The organism is Streptomyces sp. BJ20, from assembly GCF_022869105.1.
Taxonomy (GTDB): domain Bacteria; phylum Actinomycetota; class Actinomycetes; order Streptomycetales; family Streptomycetaceae; genus Streptomyces; species Streptomyces griseoincarnatus.
The window spans coordinates 2,965,708-2,983,699 of sequence record NZ_CP094918.1; the positions used below are offsets into that span (position 1 = coordinate 2,965,708).

The 17,992-nt window shown below is 68.3% G+C and carries 8 protein-coding genes and 1 pseudogene; 3 read left to right on the forward strand and 6 right to left on the reverse strand.

Going from position 1 to position 17,992, the window contains the following annotated elements; all coding sequences use genetic code 11:
* Nucleotides 1-226 precede the first annotated feature (226 nt).
* The 6 genes from MTR79_RS13505 to MTR79_RS13530 all read right to left on the reverse strand — a co-directional run bounded on the left by MTR79_RS13505 (nt 227) and on the right by MTR79_RS13530 (nt 11,483).
* Nucleotides 227-2,164, reverse strand: coding sequence for a DUF2357 domain-containing protein (locus MTR79_RS13505; RefSeq protein ID WP_244790350.1), 1,938 nt, complete (start codon nt 2,162-2,164; stop codon nt 227-229).
* Nucleotides 2,161-4,413: a hypothetical protein gene (locus MTR79_RS13510; protein ID WP_244790352.1), complete on the reverse strand. Its 2,253-nt coding sequence runs from the start codon at nt 4,411-4,413 to the stop codon at nt 2,161-2,163. The genes MTR79_RS13505 and MTR79_RS13510 overlap by 4 nt, the downstream gene beginning before the upstream one ends.
* Nucleotides 4,414-4,531: 118 nt before the next feature.
* Nucleotides 4,532-5,887 (reverse strand): hypothetical protein, encoded by a 1,356-nt coding sequence (locus MTR79_RS13515; RefSeq protein WP_244790354.1) that lies wholly within the window; start codon nt 5,885-5,887, stop codon nt 4,532-4,534.
* A 76-nt stretch (nt 5,888-5,963) separates the two neighbouring features.
* The gene (locus MTR79_RS13520) at nt 5,964-9,350 is read right to left on the reverse strand and encodes an AAA domain-containing protein (protein ID WP_244790356.1); all 3,387 of its coding nucleotides are present in this window, start codon (nt 9,348-9,350) and stop codon (nt 5,964-5,966) included.
* Nucleotides 9,351-9,373: 23 nt separating this feature from the next.
* Nucleotides 9,374-10,795, reverse strand: a complete 1,422-nt coding sequence (locus MTR79_RS13525) for a protein kinase (protein WP_244790358.1) — start codon at nt 10,793-10,795, stop codon at nt 9,374-9,376.
* A gap of 34 nt (nt 10,796-10,829) precedes the next feature.
* Nucleotides 10,830-11,483, reverse strand: a complete 654-nt coding sequence (locus MTR79_RS13530) for a VWA domain-containing protein (protein ID WP_280518390.1) — start codon at nt 11,481-11,483, stop codon at nt 10,830-10,832.
* A 756-nt stretch (nt 11,484-12,239) separates the two neighbouring features.
* Here MTR79_RS13530 and MTR79_RS13535 point away from each other — a divergent pair.
* From MTR79_RS13535 to MTR79_RS13545, 3 genes and pseudogenes are all read left to right on the forward strand, one after another.
* Complete coding sequence (locus tag MTR79_RS13535; RefSeq protein ID WP_244790362.1) at nt 12,240-16,535, forward strand: hypothetical protein; 4,296 nt, start codon at nt 12,240-12,242, stop codon at nt 16,533-16,535.
* Nucleotides 16,536-16,911: 376 nt separating this feature from the next.
* Nucleotides 16,912-17,744, forward strand: a pseudogene (locus MTR79_RS13540) (DUF6308 family protein).
* An 89-nt stretch (nt 17,745-17,833) separates the two neighbouring features.
* Nucleotides 17,834-17,986, forward strand: a complete 153-nt coding sequence (locus MTR79_RS13545) for a hypothetical protein (protein ID WP_244790364.1) — start codon at nt 17,834-17,836, stop codon at nt 17,984-17,986.
* The last annotated feature ends 6 nt before the right edge of the window (nt 17,987-17,992 follow it).

The window sequence follows — 17,992 nt, forward strand, 5'->3', positions numbered from 1 at the left end:
GCCTTGCCGGCAACCGTCCCGAGGGCGCTTTTGCGCGGAGCCGTGAGACGGCGAAGTCCCACCGGAACGCTCCGGTGGGACTTCGCCGTCTCACGGCTGACCCATTTTTGCCGAACTGACGTGACACCACATGTCCAGCGGACGCCGCGACGATCCTGTTCTGCCTGTGCTGCGCCGAGGCATTCCGGGCCACGGCCCGTTCGAGGGATAGACGTACCTTCCCGGTTCAGAGCGGTGGCTGGGCCGAACAGCCGCGTGGGCAGGAAGTGATTCGTCCCGCCTCACCGCAAGTGCCGCAGGCGGGACAGATGGACTGGCCGGTGCGCTCCGCAGACCAGCACGGAACCGCCAGGAGAACCCCACCGGCACGGCGATCGAGGTCGGGTTCGGGAGCACCGGTAGCGGCAAGGCCGTCCGGATCGAGCAACGGGAAGGTGTCGCCACAGGCCAGGCAGCGACGGAGCTCCCACCGGGTACGGCACGAGGTGCAGGACGCTGCGAACAGACCGTCCTCACGGGGCTCGAAGTCCGTCTGGCGCTGAGGTCCGGTCTTGGCGCACACCGGGCACACTTCGAGCAGTTCGGTCTTGGCGGCCGCCTCTTCCAACGCCGCACACAGGGCACGCAATCGCCGGGTCTCGTGCTCGGTTGCCCGGCCACTGCCGTGCCGCCTGAGGGTCTGTTTCAGTCGAGCGGGGAGACGCTCCAACTCGGTCTGGCTCGGGGCGCGTACGACCGCGACACCGTCGGGCCGGGGTTCGAGCCAGCCGCAGCCCGCCAGAGCGGAGCGATTGCCTGCGGGCACGGGCACGGTGTGGGGGTAGTCGCGCGCGTCGGCACCCAGTGTCGCCCATTGGACGGCCCGCAGCAGGCGGCTGACGCTGAAAATGTCCAGAGGGGACAGAGGAGCGACGTCGACATGCCGCTCGGGCGCGTCGCCGTCGCGGCGACCGATCCGATAGGAGGCCCGGACGACGTCAGGCTCAGCGTCCTGCCGTGCTTGAAGCAGCCCTGGATAGACGATCAGGTCGTTGTCGCACATGGCGCTCGGCCGGTCACGGCGGGACTCCGTGATCGCCGCAGCGACCGAGGAGGCGTCGGGAGCCGTGCACAGGTCGGCCGCGATCGGCACGACGCGGAGCACCTGCCGCGTGCGCCAGTGAAGGACGAAGTCGCCCGTCCGGGACCAGGTGACCGTCAGCAGTTCGCCTCGCATGCGGAAACGGGTGGAGCAGCCGGGGGAAGGGACCGGCTGACCGGCTTCCGGGACGGCCTGGAGCAGCTTGCAGGCGAGCAGCAGAAGGAGGCCGGTGAAACGCTCGAAGGCGCCGAGGACCTCCTGTCGCCGACGGGTCGTATCGGCTTCTCCGAGACGAGGGGTTTCGATCGCGGTACAGGCTTGCCAGAGCAGAGCCACCCTGCGGTAATGCGGATCACTGCTCAGCAGGTTCGTCGGATGCAGTTCGCGCGGTGGTGCGGAGCGGTGGTCGACCGCGCGTGCCAGCGGCGAGCCCAGCATCAACTCCACCGTCGTGAGGGAGGATTCCAGTGCCCGTCGGCGTACCTCCGCGGCCGCCTGATGTCGACCGGATTCCTCGATGTTCCTGAGCAGTTTGGCTAGGTCTCGTCGGGCCCGCCAAGAAGTTTCCTGCGAGGGCATGAGCAGGCCGTGCACATCGTCCACCATCCTGCTCAGGTCCCTGAGCTTGGCGATGCGCTTCTGCAGATGCGACCGCATCACGTTGAGGACGGCGATCGCGACCCGGTTCTCGTAGATGTCGGCGTTTTTCTCACTGCGCCGGGCCAGCAGACGGCTGGGCCGGACACCGGCGAGCGTATGCGAGGCCCAGTCCTCGGGGTGGGCGGCCAGACGTGCCGTCGCGCCTGCGGCGATCGAGCGCACCTGGGACGTCGGCAGGACTTCCTCCACCGTACGCAGGCGCGTGTACGGGCGGTGGCATACCGTGCGCAGCGCACCGGACTCCCGCTCGAAGACGTCCTCCACCGTCAAGGCTTCCGTCTCATCGGTGACGTCGAGGACGATCGGCGGCATGGCCAGCCAGTCGTCGAGCGTAGCGGTCTCCTCGGCGAGACGGGCAGACACCGCAAGGAGATGGCGGACGAGGAGAGAGCCGAGTTCCGGCTCGGCCGCTTCCCGGCTCATCGCCGACCGCGCGAGCGGATTTCGTCGTCCAGCAGTCGTTGTGTTGCTGTCGGCTCGTGAGCGCTGTCGAAGCGTGTCAGGCTTTCGACAAGGTCGGTGCGCAGTGTGTCGAGGGTGTCAGCATGGATGTCGTATCGCCCCCGGACGGAGCGCAAGATGCGTGTGGCCAGCAGGTGGTCCAGCGCTTCCCCTGGGCTGCCTCCGGCGGCGACCACGACGGGTGCGAACTCCTTGATCTGTAGCTCGAGCCGGTTGCCCCAGCCGATGCGCAGCTCATCCGCGAAGCGACTGCGCCAGAGGGTGTCGAGAAATTCGATGATGCCGTCGGCCTGTGTGCCGTAGGTGGCCTGCGCCTCGCCGAAAGCCTGGCTGATACGTCCGAGTCCGAGGGGCTGCGCCGGGGCGCACGGCGTCACCGGCAGCTCCGGGTGCCGCCAGGGCAGTTCCAGGACGAAGGCCCGGTCGTAGGTCTTGTCGGCGAAGCCGACGGTTGTTTCGTCATGGTTGGCCGTCCCGATGAACCAGACGTTTTCCGGAATGGCGAGGTGCGTTCCGTCGATGATCAGGTCGGCGGGGTTTCCGACCGGTGCTGTGGTCAGCGCCAGTCTGGGTCGGTCCTTGATGGCGAGGGCCGACAGCACTCCGCTGAAGTACTGTTCGGGATGGGAGAGGTTCATCTCGTCCAGGACGATGAAGAAGGGCCGGTCCTTGAAGGCGGGGCACTGAGCGCGGTACAGGGCTTTGGTGAACTCCGATTCATAGAAGACCCGGTCGAAGCTGTTGTAGTAACCCATGAGGTCCTGCGGGTCGCGCCAGCCGGCCTGGACGGGAACCACGGCGACACTGGTGTCACTGCCGAAGGCGCCGGCCAGCGCCCGGGCCAGGCCGGTTTTGCCGATGCCGCTGATGCCCTGGAACAGATGGAGACGGCTCATCGCCATGCCCGCCAGAACTAGGCGCAGGTCCGCCAGGCGATAGGAAAGGCCGGCCTTCTGCCGGATGACCGCCTGCATCTGGCGCACCAGATCGGGCATGCCCGGCATGGGCGCATCGGAAGGCAGGGGTGTGCCGAACTCCCGGTCCATGCGTGCGCAGGCCGGGAACACGTGACCGTCCTTGCCGGCCTGGGCTGTGGCGTTGAGTTTGGCTGCTTCCTCGTTGAGGAGCTGTTGCAGTTGGCCGTTGGCGGCACTCAACCAGTTGTTGATCTCCAGGTAGTTCTGGCGCTCGTTGACCGCGATACGGTCACGTTGCAGAGCGGACTCCAGTTCTCCGCGCTCCCGCACCAGTTCCTCGTTGTCGGCGATGAGTTGCGTGACTTGCTGCCGCAGTTGCTCGAGCATGCGCGCGTCCGCCCGTGGCGCCGTGGCGCTCTCCTCCAGCAGGCGGGCGTTCTCGGCGCGGAGTTCGGTAAGGCGCTCGACGACCTGCTCCAAGGTCATGCCGCCCAGGGACGCCAGAGCGCCTTCGTACTCGTTGAGCCGAGCGCCCAGGCGCTCGTTGCCCTCGGCCAGGGCAGCCGCCTTCTGCCGGTACTCCTCCAGTTGCTGGACCAGCTGGCCGGTGCGGCTCGTCAGTTCGCCCTCGAACCGTTCCGCCCGGCTGGCCTGTTGTTCCTTGAGCGCGGCTTTGAGGTGGACGATGTCCTCGCGTTCATCCTCCAGCCGGAGCTGCGCGGAACGCAGGTCCCTCTCGCGCTGGGTCAGTTCGCTTTCCCTCTGGTCCAGGACCGTCTGCGCCTCGGCCAGGCGACTCTGCTCCTCGGTCCACCTCGCATGCCGGGCCCGGCGTTCGCTGTCGAGGGCGTCCACGGCCGTCTGCCGCTGCTCCGCCAGCCAGCTCTCCAGCTCTCGGCCGGCTGCCAGACGACGTTCGGCGAATTGCGCTTCCGCCGATCGCTCACGGTCAAAAAGATCACGCTCCCTGCGGTCGAGGAGCTCCGTGCGCGTGGCCAGGGCGGCGCGTTCGTCCTGCACCGAAGCCGCGTCCTCTGCCTGGCGGGCAGCCGCGGCAGAGAGCTCCTCCCGCTCTGCGTGAAGCCGCTCTGCCTGTACCGTCAGGGCGTTCGCCGCGTCTTCCTGGCGCTTGGCGAGAGCGCGGTAGAGCTGCCACGCGTGTTCCAGGCCGGAGTGCGTGTCGACGGTCTTGTCACCCGCCGCCAGAACCACCTGCGCCTCGCTCGCCACCTGCTGTATCTCCGTCAGCAGCGCGACGGTTTCGTTGCTCCCCGAAGTGGTGCTGGGCGCCACAGGAGCTGGCTGACGCACACGGGTGGTCTCGCTGCGCTGGGAAGCGGCAGCCTGTTGGCCCGGCCACACCACTCCCTTACCTTTCTGACGCGATCGCGTCTGCCTCTTCCCCATGGCGTCAGTTCACCTTTTCGCTGTCCGTGGATCGGCCACCACTCAGACCGAGCAAGTGGCGGGCTGCTTCGTACGCGAGGGTCCGGATGTGCTCAAGCTCGTCCGGGGCAGGGGCACCGGTCGGTCCGTGGGTCGCGTTGTTGCGCAGTATTCGTGACCGGTCGAGATCCTCCAGGAGTGTGGGGCGTCGCCGGATGAACGTGACGAACGGATGTTGCGGATTCTCTCCGGCCGCCCAGACCGCCTTGATGATGTCTCCGGCCAGCCCGTTGGCCGGTGCTTTGCAGTATCTGCGCATCTCCGGCGGCACAGAGGTGGCGCCCAGGCGCTGGGCGGTCAGGACGAATGCGCGCTCCCGTACTCCTGGCTCCCTGGAGGGCGGCAGCCGGGCGGGGAAGCGGTCGTTGAGCCCGGGAAGTATGCACTCGAAGACACGGATCGCATTGCGTGCGGCGTTCTCGCGTTCCCGCGCGGTGTCCTTGAGAAGCGCCAACTCGATGTCCGCGAGGTGAGCCAGCACCTCCGGGTGGTCCCGGATCTCCTCGCCGAGCATGCGTACGACGTCGGCGCGGGCCTCCTCGGCGAGCTCCTGGTCGACCCTGCGCGCGGTGGCGGTCCGGTCGCGGCGGCTCCCGCCGAGCAAGCCGTCGATCAGCCGGCCCAAAGGCTCGTCGCTTTCGGCGCGGGCCACCAGGAGATCTGCCAAGTAGCGCCCGTCACCCACCGCGAACGGATCCTCGACGGTCCACATACGCCCGGACCCGTCGTCGTCCTCGACGACGTAACACACCACGTAGGCGGCGATCGCCGTGCCATGGAAACCGATCCGCTGAGCCGCCACCACGCCGTCGGGCATGCCGCGGGAACCACCACGAAGCCCACGAGCAGCCAGGTCGTGGTTTTTGCAGGCTTCCAGCACCTCTCGCTCTGACGGGCGCAACGAGGAACCGCCGGCCCGAAGCGTCAGCGCGCCGACCTCTCGGGAGGCACCGGCGGTGCCGAACTGAATGGTGACCCAGCGGCCGCGATGCTCCCGCACATCGGCTCGTACCGGATCGGCGACCAGGATACGAGGCAGCAGCACCCCGGTGGCCGGATCCTGGAACACCCGGACGAGCTGGGGATCCGTCTCCGCCACTTCTCCCTCGGCCACGGTACGCCGCCCCGCCTCGGTCAGCTTCAGCCCGGGTTCCATCAGCCGCCCCTCCACAAGTCGGGCGATCACCGTGCGGCACAGGGCGGTGTCCAGGCCGATCAACCGGGACAGGTCGCCGACGTCCCGCACTCCGGCGGCGCACAAACGCAGCACCACGGTCTGGAAGACGTCCAGTGTGCGGGAGTAGCCGGTCGGCGCCGTCACCTGGTGAACCCACACGGGCAGCAGAACGGGCCGATACCGCTTCCGGGGCGGAAAGCCCAGCTGGAAGACGGGCGTCTCACGGTCGAACGACACGGCCGTCCGCCCCCTTCCGACACAGCTCCAGGAACGCGGCCAGGGGCGCGATCGCCTGGGGACTGTCGGGCCCGAACATGTCGTCGTCACCCACGACGGCGAGCAGCCGCTGCTGACGGCTCATCGCCACGCACAGTCGGTTGGCGACGGTGAGGTGTCCGTAGGCGCGCTTGACATCGGTTCGCGCGGCCGGTGCGCAGCTGCGCACGGTGGACAGATAGGTGACGGAGAACTCCATGCCCTGGAAGGCGTCTACGGTGCCGACTCGTAACCGGTCGAGCGGTGCGCCGTCCTCGTCACGGCACAGCCGGGGCACGGGGCGCCATCCGCCCGCATCGGTGAACTCGGCGAGCCCGGCCTTCTTCAGTTCCTTCCACACCTCGGTGACCTGCGCGGCGTAGAACGAGATGACGCCGAACGTCATGTTCGGATGCCGCTCGATCAGCGCGGCCATCTCCGCCGCGATGACAGCGGCTTCAGCGTGCCGCGTGCGGCTCGTTCCCCGTTGCGTTTCGCCGCCCGCGGACAGGGGCACGGGAAGCCACACCGCGGGGACCTCACCGTAGCGGTCGATTCCGTGGGTGAAGTCGGCCGCTTCACGGCCGTTGCGCAGTTTCCCCTGGTAGAAGTTGTCGCTGACGAAGCTGCCGAGCACCGGGTGCATGCGGAACTGGGTGTCGAGACGGACGAACCGGCGATGTCCGTCGGACGAACCGTGCTCCCACTGCCGTGCCAGTCGCTGGAACAGGCTTTCCTGCAGCCGGTCGCGGATGTCCTCGCCGAGCGAGCCCAGCTCGCGCTCGACATCGGGTTCCAGCATGTGGGGAAGCTGGGCGTGATCGCCAACCAGCACGATCCGACGGCGGGCCTGGGCGAGGGGGATGAGGAGATCCAGCGGGTTGGCCCGGGCAGCCTCGTCGACGACGACCGACTCGAAGCCCCCGTCTTGACGGCCGAGATCGACCATGGCTTTGGATACGGCCTGTTGGCAGGTCGAGGCCAGCGAGACGGTGTAGGCGCGGAGGGTGTCGTCGACGCCTTCCGGATCGCTGCGCAGGTCGTCCCGGTAATCGAGCAGTGCCGCGGCTATGGCGTCGGGTGACCGGGTCACCGCTTCCGCGAGTTGTGCTGCGAACCGGTCGAGGAGGTCGGCGATCGCGGGATTGGCCACGGTGACTTCTGGCAGCCGAACGCGCGCGGTGAGACGGTCGAGCAGGGTGTCGCGCAACGTGGCGAGGGAGCCAAGGAGTTCACGCTCTGGTGAAGCGGTTCTGGCCGCTGTACGCAGCGATTCCTGGTAGGAGATGCCGTCGAAGAGCGGAGAGTCGGTGAGATCGAGCCGTGTCAGCAGTGCTCGAGCCGTGCGGGGCCCGTCGTCCTCGAACCCGGTCACCGTGCAGCGCAGCGACCGGATGTAGGGCAGGAGGTCCGCGCGCAGGTCGGGGTCGGCCATGGCGGCGGCCCGAGTGCGATTCCTCTCGGCTCCGTCTCTGAGGCTGCGGAGCTCGCCGACCAGTGAGGGGTCGGATATGTCTCCGAGCTGGGTGAGTACTTGGTCGAGGAATTGGGGCAGGAACTCGGGCGGTACGGGTGCCGCCCGGTAGGTGGCGGCCAGTTCGGCGGCTGCTCGCCGAGCAGCGAGATGCTCTCCCACCGGGCGCTCACGTAGCCGCAGGTCGGCGGCGCGGGCAGCGTCGATGCGCCAGGTGTCCAGCGCGACCTTGCTGCCCCGGCCGCGGGAGTCCACCTTGAGCGGCGGCAGCCCGAAGACCCAGCCTCGCGTGACCAGATGGTCCACCGCCGCGTGCTGGAAACTCGTCAACAGGGTGCTGCCGGCCACCTCTCCGCCCTGGGCGAGATCACCCAGTTGATTGACTAGAGCGGCGATCACCTGCGTTTTGCCCGTGCCAGGCGGTCCTTGGATGATCGCGACATCGGGGGTGTTGAGCGCGGTGAGCACCGCCTCTCGCTGGGCCGGCGTCGGGCCGTGGGGAGCGAAGCAGCTGAGCGCGGAAGGAGAGATCTTCGTGATCCGGCGTCGTGCTGGCTGAGGCCAGGAACCCCCCTCCAGCAGCGTCGGTAGCGCGGGAATGTGTGTCCCGTCGGTGCGCAGCTTCTGCATGGCTTGCTCGCGCCGGTCGAGACGGCGCTGATCGCCGCGGTGTGCCAGGTAGAGCCAGCCCTGGGGCGGCGGGTCCTTCTGGTCGTTGAGGGTCGCGGCGAGTCTCAGGGTCTCGGTGACGCTGTCATACCCGAGCGGTTCGCCGACCCAGGCACGTACCTTCTGCGCCCGGGAAGCGACCAGCCACTCCCGGTCGGTCATCGCGGAGTCTGTCACGGAGGCCGGAACGTCCGTTGCTGCCTCGATCTCTACGCGTTCGGCACCTGTGGTGTTCTCCAGGGCCGCTCGCGTCCGCGGCAGTGCCCGGTCGAGGTCCACCGTGAACACGCAGCGGCCATCGGACTCGACCTTGACCTTGGTGTAGCGGATGATCCCGAAATCGCGAATCCGGCCTCTGATGTGGCGGGCCTCCAGCTCTTGGTACCTGTCCCACATGGCCAGGTAACCGTTCTGATTGGCCACCAGGTCGAGGCCCCGCTGTATTCTCTCCCGGTCTCGCTGTCTGGCGGTCATGTCGCGGAAGTCGATCAACCCGACGGCCAGTGCCTTCTGGCCGGCGCCGCGCTGATCGTGAACCGAGCTGAGCAGGCGCACAATGCGGTAACCGGCGCTGTTTTTCTCGACGTCGGCCATGAGCCCTGGTCCGTGCACCCGGAAGCCGACCGCAAAGCCACCGGCTGGTCCGGCCGAGACCACCATGCGCCTGGCGTCGGCCGGCGCCCCGGGGCGGGGTTCCAGGAAGAGCTCTCGCCTCATGAACTCCATGACAGCCCCGACATTGGCGGTGTCCGCGCGGTCCGCGTACTTGGTGGCGTCCTCCACGACGGCATCGTCGACGTCGAGTAGCAGGCCGGTGCTGAGCGGCACAGCGAGTCCTACGGCGGGGGCATAGATGTGCACGCGCAAGGTGAAGGGTTCGCCGGCCGGCGACGCGGACGGATGCGGACCACCGGTGCGGCGCCGGGGCGGTGCGGCGGGCGCAGGCGGCTTCGGCCGGACCAGATGCGCAGTGACCGTCACACAACTGCTACCGGCTGCCTCGACTTCGTCGAGCCTCCGTTCGTCCTCGGGACTCGCCGGCTTGACCACGAACGTGGCGAAGTCGGTGACCAGGTCGAGTTGGCCTGCGGGGCGACGGTAGAGGCGGACCTCGCTGCCATCGGGAATGATCCGGTCGACGAACTCCTGCGGCACTCGGCGCCAGAGGAAGGACACGAAGACCGGCTCTCCCGGCATACGGGCGGGCATGACCGGCCCCCTGGGGCGAACGCTCACCTGCTCGCCTCCACAGCCATCAGACGTACCCAGCGGTGGATCGCACCCTGTCTCCCGAAGTGAATCGTCCAGCCGCGACCGTCGACAGGCACGGTTGCCTGGCTTCCCTGACCGACCTCCCGCCATGGCCGTCCGTCTTGACGGTCCAGCCAGAGGCTGTCGCGGGAGAGGTTCAGCACGGTGGCGTCCTGGCTGTGAAGCCGCAGCCGCGCGACCACCGCGTCAGGTCGATCCGGGGCGGGTGAGGTGTGCCGGGCGGTCAGAGTCGTCTCGCCGCCGGGACGCAGTGCGGTGAAGTCGGGCAGAGGAACCTCCGAGAGCTGGACACCAGGGGTGTCGTCAGTGCTCCCCGATCGGTCTTGCGGCTCGGTACCCACCGGACCGGTCAGTCCGTGGCGCAGCACCCAGACACGGTCGCGGGGCCTCCGGCAGGCGAGGCAGGAGGGTGCGGAGGCACGGTAGCTCCATCCGCACTCCGGGCACTCGACGGTCTGTCCCGCAGCGGAGTGCAGTGCCGCGGCCCACCGGGCAGCCGACGGCCGGAGGATGGGATTGGCCACGGCGTCCACGAAGCACTGTGAGGCCAGGTCCCACAGCTGACCGGACAGGAGTTCCCGCCGTGGTGTGATGCCCAGAGTGCACTCATTGGTGCGGTCGGTGGGGTGGTCGATCCATGGCAGGCGGAACCGGTCTGCGTACTCCTCTTGGTAGGCGGGGTCGGAGTCCAGCACCTCGTCGCCCCGGAACGGGTGACTTGCCGTGAGGGTCTCGAAGATCAGCACGCCGAGTGCGTGTGCGTCGGCCAGTGTGGTGGCTCCGCTGCGACCCGACACGATTTCAGGCGCCCCGTATCCGGGGGTGTGTACCGGCGCGGATTCGACGGTCGAGGCCAGACCGAGGTTGTCCACGTCGATGAGACGGATTTCCTGTTGCTCAACAGCGGCGGAAATCAGCACGTTGGAGGGGGACAGGTCCTGGTACACGATGGCACGGGCATGGAGCCGGGCGACGGCGTCCGCAAGTTTGGCCAGCAGCCGTAGTCGGCGTTCCAGACCCCCGGTGCGCACATACCAGGCTGCCAGATCCTCCTCGTCGGGGACGCACAAGGTATCCAACGGAACCATCTCGTCGGCCAGTTCCATGACATAACCGAGCTTCGGCGGGGCGAGCAGGGCGAGCACGCCGGCCAGCGGGACACCGTCCAACGGAAGGCGCTGGATGCGGCGCAGCCGAACGTGTACAGCCTCTGCTGCTTCCTGAGTCGGAGCAGTGATCATTTTGACGGCGGTTCGTCCGCCTCGGGCCAGCCATACCTCGCCCTGGCCGCCGGCTCCGATCGAGTGGGACAGTGACCACAGCTGGTGGTACTCGTCCTCGACGGGCCGCAGCAGGCCGCCGAGATCCCAGCGCGATGCCACGGGGGTGCCTTTCCTCTCGCCGCGTCCCGCCGGTTCAGGCGCCGAAGTCGGACAAGTCGTCGGGGCTCAGTACCGGCGCCCGGTCCGGACGAGTACTTCGAGCCTGCTGGGTGACGGTGACCGTGACCCAGCGGAAGTACTGCTGGATGCGTCCGACGTCCTGTGCCTCGAAAACGCCGTTGGCCTCGTCGCTGACGAAACGGCGCAGTACGGCTTTTGCCTGCTCGGTCATGTCGGGACCGATGGCGACCGCCAGCCGGTTGGCTCTGGAACCCTTGGGGGATTCGAGCAACCGGTCGAGGGCCTCTTCCCACTCGTCGGTGGGCATGCCGTCGGACACGAGAACGAGCGTGGGAGAGAAGGACCTGGTGGGGACGGCTGCTTCGTCACGCAGCACCGCGTCGGCGAGCTCGAGGGCGGCACCGAGCGGGGTGCCGCCTCGGGCCTCCATGTCGGTCCAGGACGCATCGGCCGCGGGCACCATCTTCTGATGCAGTTCAGCCCGATCGCGGCTGAAGGCGATTACTCCGACGTGGATGGTGCCTCGCCCGATGTCGGCCGTGGCGAAATCGTCGAGCATGCGACGGATGCACTCGTTGAGCACATCGATCTTCTCTTGGGGTTCCCCCATGCTCCCACTCACGTCCGCCAGTACGAGTACTGGTAACGGACGTGCCTTCGCGGCCATGAAACGCGGCGCGGTACCCACGATGTCCCCCCATCGCTCTCACCGCACTAGGGGCTGCAAGCCGACACGCCTAGTTGCGGCAAGGTCATTCCTGACGCTGAGGCAGACAAAGGTACTACGTGTCGCACCTTGCGTGCAGTCCGTGACAGCAGGGGATGTGGTCGTCGTAGCGAAGGAGTGTTGAAAGTCCACGGCCAAGCGGTAGCGGCCGTCCCCAGTAGGTGGCGGTGGTGTGACCGGAACGCGACGGGATCGGTGGAGGTTCTGAGTCGCCCCTGCTGTAGCGCTGCGCCGCCGCCTCAAGTATGAGGAGCCCGGCGAAGCTTGAGGCGGAACCACGTTCCTCGTACCCGTGCGAACGGGCTGGTACGGCAGACACAACGGAGCGGTCAGACGCGGCAATCGACGGGTTCACGCCGACCGCCGTTCCGCCCCTTCCTCCTCCTCGACGATCTACGATCGGTGACCGGGGGATCCCACAGCAAGGGGGCGGGTGTGACCGCTGAGCGGGGCGGGTCGACGGCGACCGAGGTGGAGCAGGCGATTCGGGCGGCCGAGGAACTCATGGACCGGGAGGGGCTGAGAGGCGGGGCGGAGGTGGCGGAACCGGTCGGGCCCGAAGCGACGTGCGCGGCCGTCGAGCGGCTCGGGCGGCTGTTTGTGGAGCTGCCCGGACAGATGCGGTACGGGCTGCGCCGGCAGCGGGACAACGGCGGAGACCTGTCGACCGACCCGCTGCAGGGGCTGTCCGAGATCGTGCAGAACGCCAACGACCTCGGAGCGCACCAGGTCAGGATTTTCGTACGTGACACGGAGCTGCTGGTAGCGCACGACGGGCGTCCGGTACGGCTGACCGATGTGATGGCGCTGGCCATGCCGTCGTTGACGAGCAAGGACGACGACCCCGACGCCACCGGCCGGTTCGGCATCGGGCTCATGACCCTCCGGCGGCTGTCCCCGGTCCTGGAGATCTTCTGCGGCTTCTACCGCGTCCGGATCGGGGACCCCGACGTGTCCCTCGCCGACCCCTTCCCGGTCCCCTCCTGGTTCGCCGACGACGGTTGGACGGTCCTGCGCATCCCGCTCGCCACCCCCGCCGATGTGCAGGGGCAGGATGTCGACGACTGGCTTGCCGCATGGGGTGACGAGGCGTTGCTCTTCCTCGACCACGTGCGCACGGTCGAGCATCAACGGGAGGGCGGCGACGTATACAGCCGCCTCGCCTTGGAGTGGGGCGAACCCGACGCCTACGAGGCCGTCATTGGCGGCCGGGACACCGTGATCGACGTGCGCACGGCCCGGTCACCTGGCGGCATGACCTGGCAGGTCAGCCGTGCCACCGTGCCGAGCCCGCCGGACGTGCCGCGGATTCGGAAGGCCGCGGGTGAATCGACCGGCCTTGCCGTCGCGATCCCGCTGCGCGAGGGCGCGGGCGATGAGGTTGCCGGGCAGGTGCATGTCGGACTGCCCGTGACCGAGCTGGGACTTCCGCTCCGGGTCGGCGCCCAGTTCGATCCGAACCCGAGCCGTCAGCATCTCAACGACACCCCGTGGAACCAGGCGCTGCTTCCCCTGCTGGCCGACCTCTGGGCCGCCGTCATGGTGCGACAGCTTCGGCTGGACCCGACCGCGGCCTGGCGGTGCCTGCCCTTGCCGCACAACGTCCGGTCGCCCAAGGGACCTGTACGCGACCTGGAGCAGCGGTTCCTGACCCTTGCGCGCGCGAGGGTGTCGTACGAACTGCGCCTGCGGACGCCGCTCCACGGTGACCTCGGACTCGCCGACCTCGCCGTTGGTGACGAGGCGCTTCTGCCAGCGCTCTCGGAGGCAGAGATCGCGCAGGTGGCCGGGCGCACAGCCGTATTGCCTCCGGCGGCGCGGGATGCGGAGGGGCGATGGCAGGAGGTGCTTGAGGACTGGGCTGAACACGACTGTGCCGCGCCCGGGACCGTCACCGTCCCGATGGCTGTGGACGCGCTCCTCGGAGATGCGTCCCGGAGCCCGGAGGCTACGGTCGCACTCGCTTCCGTCGCCATCGCCGAGGGCGAGACCCAGAGGCTTCGATGGCACAAGTGGCTGGTGGACCTCTCCGGAGCACGGCACCGGGTGCCCTGGTTCGGAGCCGCAGAGTTCTTAACCGACAAGGCGCAGGGGCTTGCGAAGGTGCTCGGGCTCAGCCACGTGCTGCACCCGGCCTTCGTCGCCGAGACCGGGGAAGCGGCCCGAGTCCGTGCGTGGCTGAGCGAACAGCAGGTCTTCGTCACGGGCGCGGATCCGGTGCCCGCCATCCGCCAGCTCGCCGCCCGTGGCGCCCGAAAGGACATCGCGCCTCTGGTCCTGGACGACGACCAACTGGTGGCGCTGCGCGAGGGGTTTCTGCGCGTCCCCGCGAAGGAGCGCCAGCGGCTGGGCAAGGACGTGGGCCGCGCCGTCCTGCTGCACGGCCGCCGGTTCGGGCCCGGCGGCCGTAGGGAGGACGTACAGGTCAGACCAGCGGATGCCTACCTGCCGGCCGGGTTGGACAGTGTGGACAGGGAGGACAGCTTCGAGACGGCCGCGGGTACCGCCACCGGCCTCACGTGGCTGCGGCCCCGCTATACCCAGGTCCTGCCCGGGGCGGGGACGGGCCTGGGCGCCCGAGCGTTCTTCCACCTGCTCGGTACCGAAAAGGGACCGCGGCTGCGGCCGCACCCCGGGGTCGAGCATCGGTTCACCGCTTCGTCCCCGAGCGAGGGTCTGCCGGCCCGGGTCCCGGGCGGTCCTGCGGAGAGGTCGCAGGACCTCCGGAACAAATCGGCCACCTACACCCTAGAGGACTGCGACAGCCCTGACCTGATGGCCGTCGTCCATGACATCGCAGCGGAGAAAGACGGGCCGGTACGACGCCGGCGGGCCGCCGCGCTGCTGCGGGTGCTGGGACGCAACTGGGGTGCCTTGTCCGAGCACCACAAGGTCCGCGCTGTCCGGGACTACCACACATGGAACCCCTGCGGGGAGACAGACGGCTTCTGGCTGTGGCAGTTGAAGACCACGGCGTGGCTGGACAACCAGGACGGCGCACCGGCGGCTCCCAGCGGCCTGCGCGAGCGCACGACCAGTACCGTCGCCGTCTACGGCGCGGACAGTGCCGGATTCCTGCACTCCGACCTCCAACAGGCGGTCGGCAGACGAGGAGAGGTGCTGGTCGCTCTTGGCGTCACCGGCGAGCCGGGTGTCGCCGACCTCCTGGAGGCGCTGCGCCGACTGCGCGCCCGGGAAACCGAAGCCCCCGACCATCCGGCGGCGCAGCTCCTCTACCGGGCGCTCGCCGAGCGACTGACCGCCCACCGGGGCAAGGACGCCGCACAGGTGACCGCCACTGTCGTGCGTGCCTTCGGGCAGGGCCGCGGACTGATTCTCACGTCACTGGGCTGGCGCCGGCCGGGCGACTGCTTCCGCGGCCTCCCGGTCTTCGGCCGGTGGGCCGCCTTCGCGCCGTCGTTCAAGGGCAGTGACGCCCTCTGGGAGAACCTCGCGGTTTCGGAGGCCGGTGTGGAGGACGCAGTACGGGTCGTCAGGGAGGTGGCCCGCGAGGCGAGGGAGGAGCGAGGCGTGCGGGCGCCGGTCGACGCCCAAGCCGAGACCGTGATGCTCCAGACCCTGCAGATGCTTGCCCGAACGGCCCGCGAACACCCCGAGAGAGTGACCGCCTCTCTCGTGGGGAGACTGCCGTTGCGCACGAGCCGGGGATGGACCAGTAAGCGCCCGGTCTACGCGGCCGACGCGACGTTGGCCGAGGCGCTGGGCTCGCGGATCCCGGTGTGGCTGCCGGGCGGGGAACTCGAACAGTTTACGGCGCTCCTCGGACCCCTGCGGGTGACCGAGCTGGGAGCGGCGGACATTACTTTCCGCCCCGCGGACGACGCGCCGGTCGACATGGAAGCGACCGACCTGGTGCGTCACGCGCTGGATCTGCTCCGCGAGGACCTACAGCGCAACGCCGTCGCCGTCGCGGGATCCCTCGACTTCCCGTGGGAGGACTTGGCCGCGGTCGAGGTGCGGATCACCTCGTCGCTGGAGTGTCTGGTCACGCTCCCCGGTGGGGAACCGGTGCGGGGTCCGGTGCGTACCGCCCTCGACCGGGACTCCCGCACCCTATGGACGGTGGACCGCGAGTTGTTGAGGCGACCGTCTGAGGCGGGCCGGGCCATCGCCACTCGCTTCACCGAGGACCGGCGGCAGGTCGCCCACTCCTGGGCGGCCGCCTACGACGAGGCAGAGCGCGGAAGAGAGGCGGTGCGGCTCGAGCTGGCTGAGGAGCGGGTCGCACAGGAGCAGGCGGCGACTGATGCCAAGCGCGCCCAACGCCTTGCTGCGCTGGAGACAGAAGTCAAGACAGCTCAGAACAAGGCAGATGGCCGGCCATCCGCGTCGACACCCTTGCCCTCGGTCACTGTCCGCCCGGCCCCGGCCGTCCCGGTCTCGGCACCGCGAGAATTCGTCGATCCGGCAGCCCTCCGCATCACCGGCATCCGCCGGACCACCCAGGCGTCGCCATCCGCTGCTGGTGTGCCCGGGGCTGGCGGAGGTGCATCCGTCAGGACCCGCCTCACCCCGCCCGCCTCCGCACCGACCGTGCCCGCACCACGTCTGGTCCCCCCTGCCCCCAACATCGACCGCCAGGAGAAAGTGGCTCTGGACCTCCTGCGCAAGGTTCTGGGCACGGAGCAGGAACCGGAGTGGCTGCGCGATCTACGGCACCAGCACGGCGTGGGCGCCGATGCCGTGGACGCGCTCGATCGGTTCTACGAGCTGAAGACGACCTATGGACCCGAGCAGGACACGGTGACCCTCACCGCCAAGGAATGCGAACGGGCGGCCTCGGGAGCCGAGTTCTTCCTCGTAGTGGTATCAGGACTCGCGGCAGACTCCAATCCTGTCCTGCGTCTCGTCCCCGATCCGCTGCACCAACTGCGCATCCGCCCGAACGGAAACGTCATGCTCATCGGGATCAAACAGTCCGGAAGTCTCATCGTCGAATTCGGCGCAAGGGAGGATCCGGAGCCTTCTTGACTTTCTTCCCGGGGGTACAGCCCTCGCCCGTTACGGACTCGAGGCAGCCGAGCGGGAGGCACCAGACCCTAGTTCGGTGCCCTGGCGCAGCCGGGACCAGGCCGATGGCGTCGGTGCTCAGTTACCGCTTGCGTCCTTTGATCTTGTTGCCGGCGCCGACGGGCATGACTGAGGCGGTACCGGTATGCGCTTTCGCTCAGATCTGGGTGCCACCAGCATGCAAAGCCTCAGGTCGGGCCCCGAGGCCCGACCTGAGGGGACTGAGGTTCCCCCGAGATACGGAGAATGGTGACAGAGAGTCAGAGATTCTCATGAGGGAACATCGGCCAATTGCAGTTTCCTGCCCGCTGTCGGCGCGCTGACAGGACCAAAGCTCATGCCTGGACCAGGCTTCAGAAGCCGCCCCAAACACGGTGGGGCACAGGCGCGAGTGTTGGCCGCGGTTTCCGCTCGAGCCACCGCAGGGTCTCAGCTGGTGTACCGTCCACCGACACATTACTGGTGGCGTGGGAGCTGGGGGCTTCGGGTGATCGAGTTGAAGATCCCGGAGATCTACTGGGACGACGAGAAGGCTGTGAGCCTGCTGGGTGAGTACTTCACCCGACGACGCTCATGCGGTGATCTATTTTATTCCGGCGCGTGCTTCGAGCGCCTGGGCGGGGGCGGGGACGCCGAATACGTCGCGTACTGCTTCGACAGCAACGACCTGGTGGCCATCACCACGCTCAGTGTGTCCCTGGAGCCGCATGGCGCGATCAACTTGCTGACCGACCCCGACGAGCACTGGGCGAGCCTGCTGTCGCTCATCCCTCGTGACGCACGTTTGGAGGATCCTCGAAGCGATGCGCTCATAGTGGAAGGCGGACCGGCCTGGGAATTGTGGGAACGCCTGGCCGGTACCAAGCAGTACCCCGGCAAGCCCGACGGCAACGGCCCGGTTGTCGCAGGCAAATTGCTGGCCCGGAAGCGTCCCCACCTCATCCCCATCTACGACATCCGCGTCAAGCAGCTCTTTAACGACCGAAGACAGACCACTCCTTCTGGGCAGCGCTGGCTGCGGCCCTGCGGGCGGACAACGGCGCCTTCTACGATCAGTTGGCCCGTCTCCGTGACAAGGCGGGGATCGGTGAGGATGTCGGCGTCCTGCGTGTGTTCGACGTCATCGCCTGGATGCATCAAGGACGGCAGGGGCAGGTCCCGGCGAGCTGAGCCCTCGGGTGGAGTGCGGCGGGGAGGCGTAGGCGGAGGTCACCGACCTGGCAGTTTGATCGACTGCCCCCAAATTCGATGTGCTTCCGATGACGCATCATGTTGAATGCGTCGAGACCACGAGCCCACGACCAAGGGCGCTCGAACGCCACTTCCACCGGCTCGACGGTGATGCGCTGATCTTCACCACCATCACCAAGGGCCGGGCCGGCCGCCGCCTCAACGACGGCAACTGGCGATGACGGACT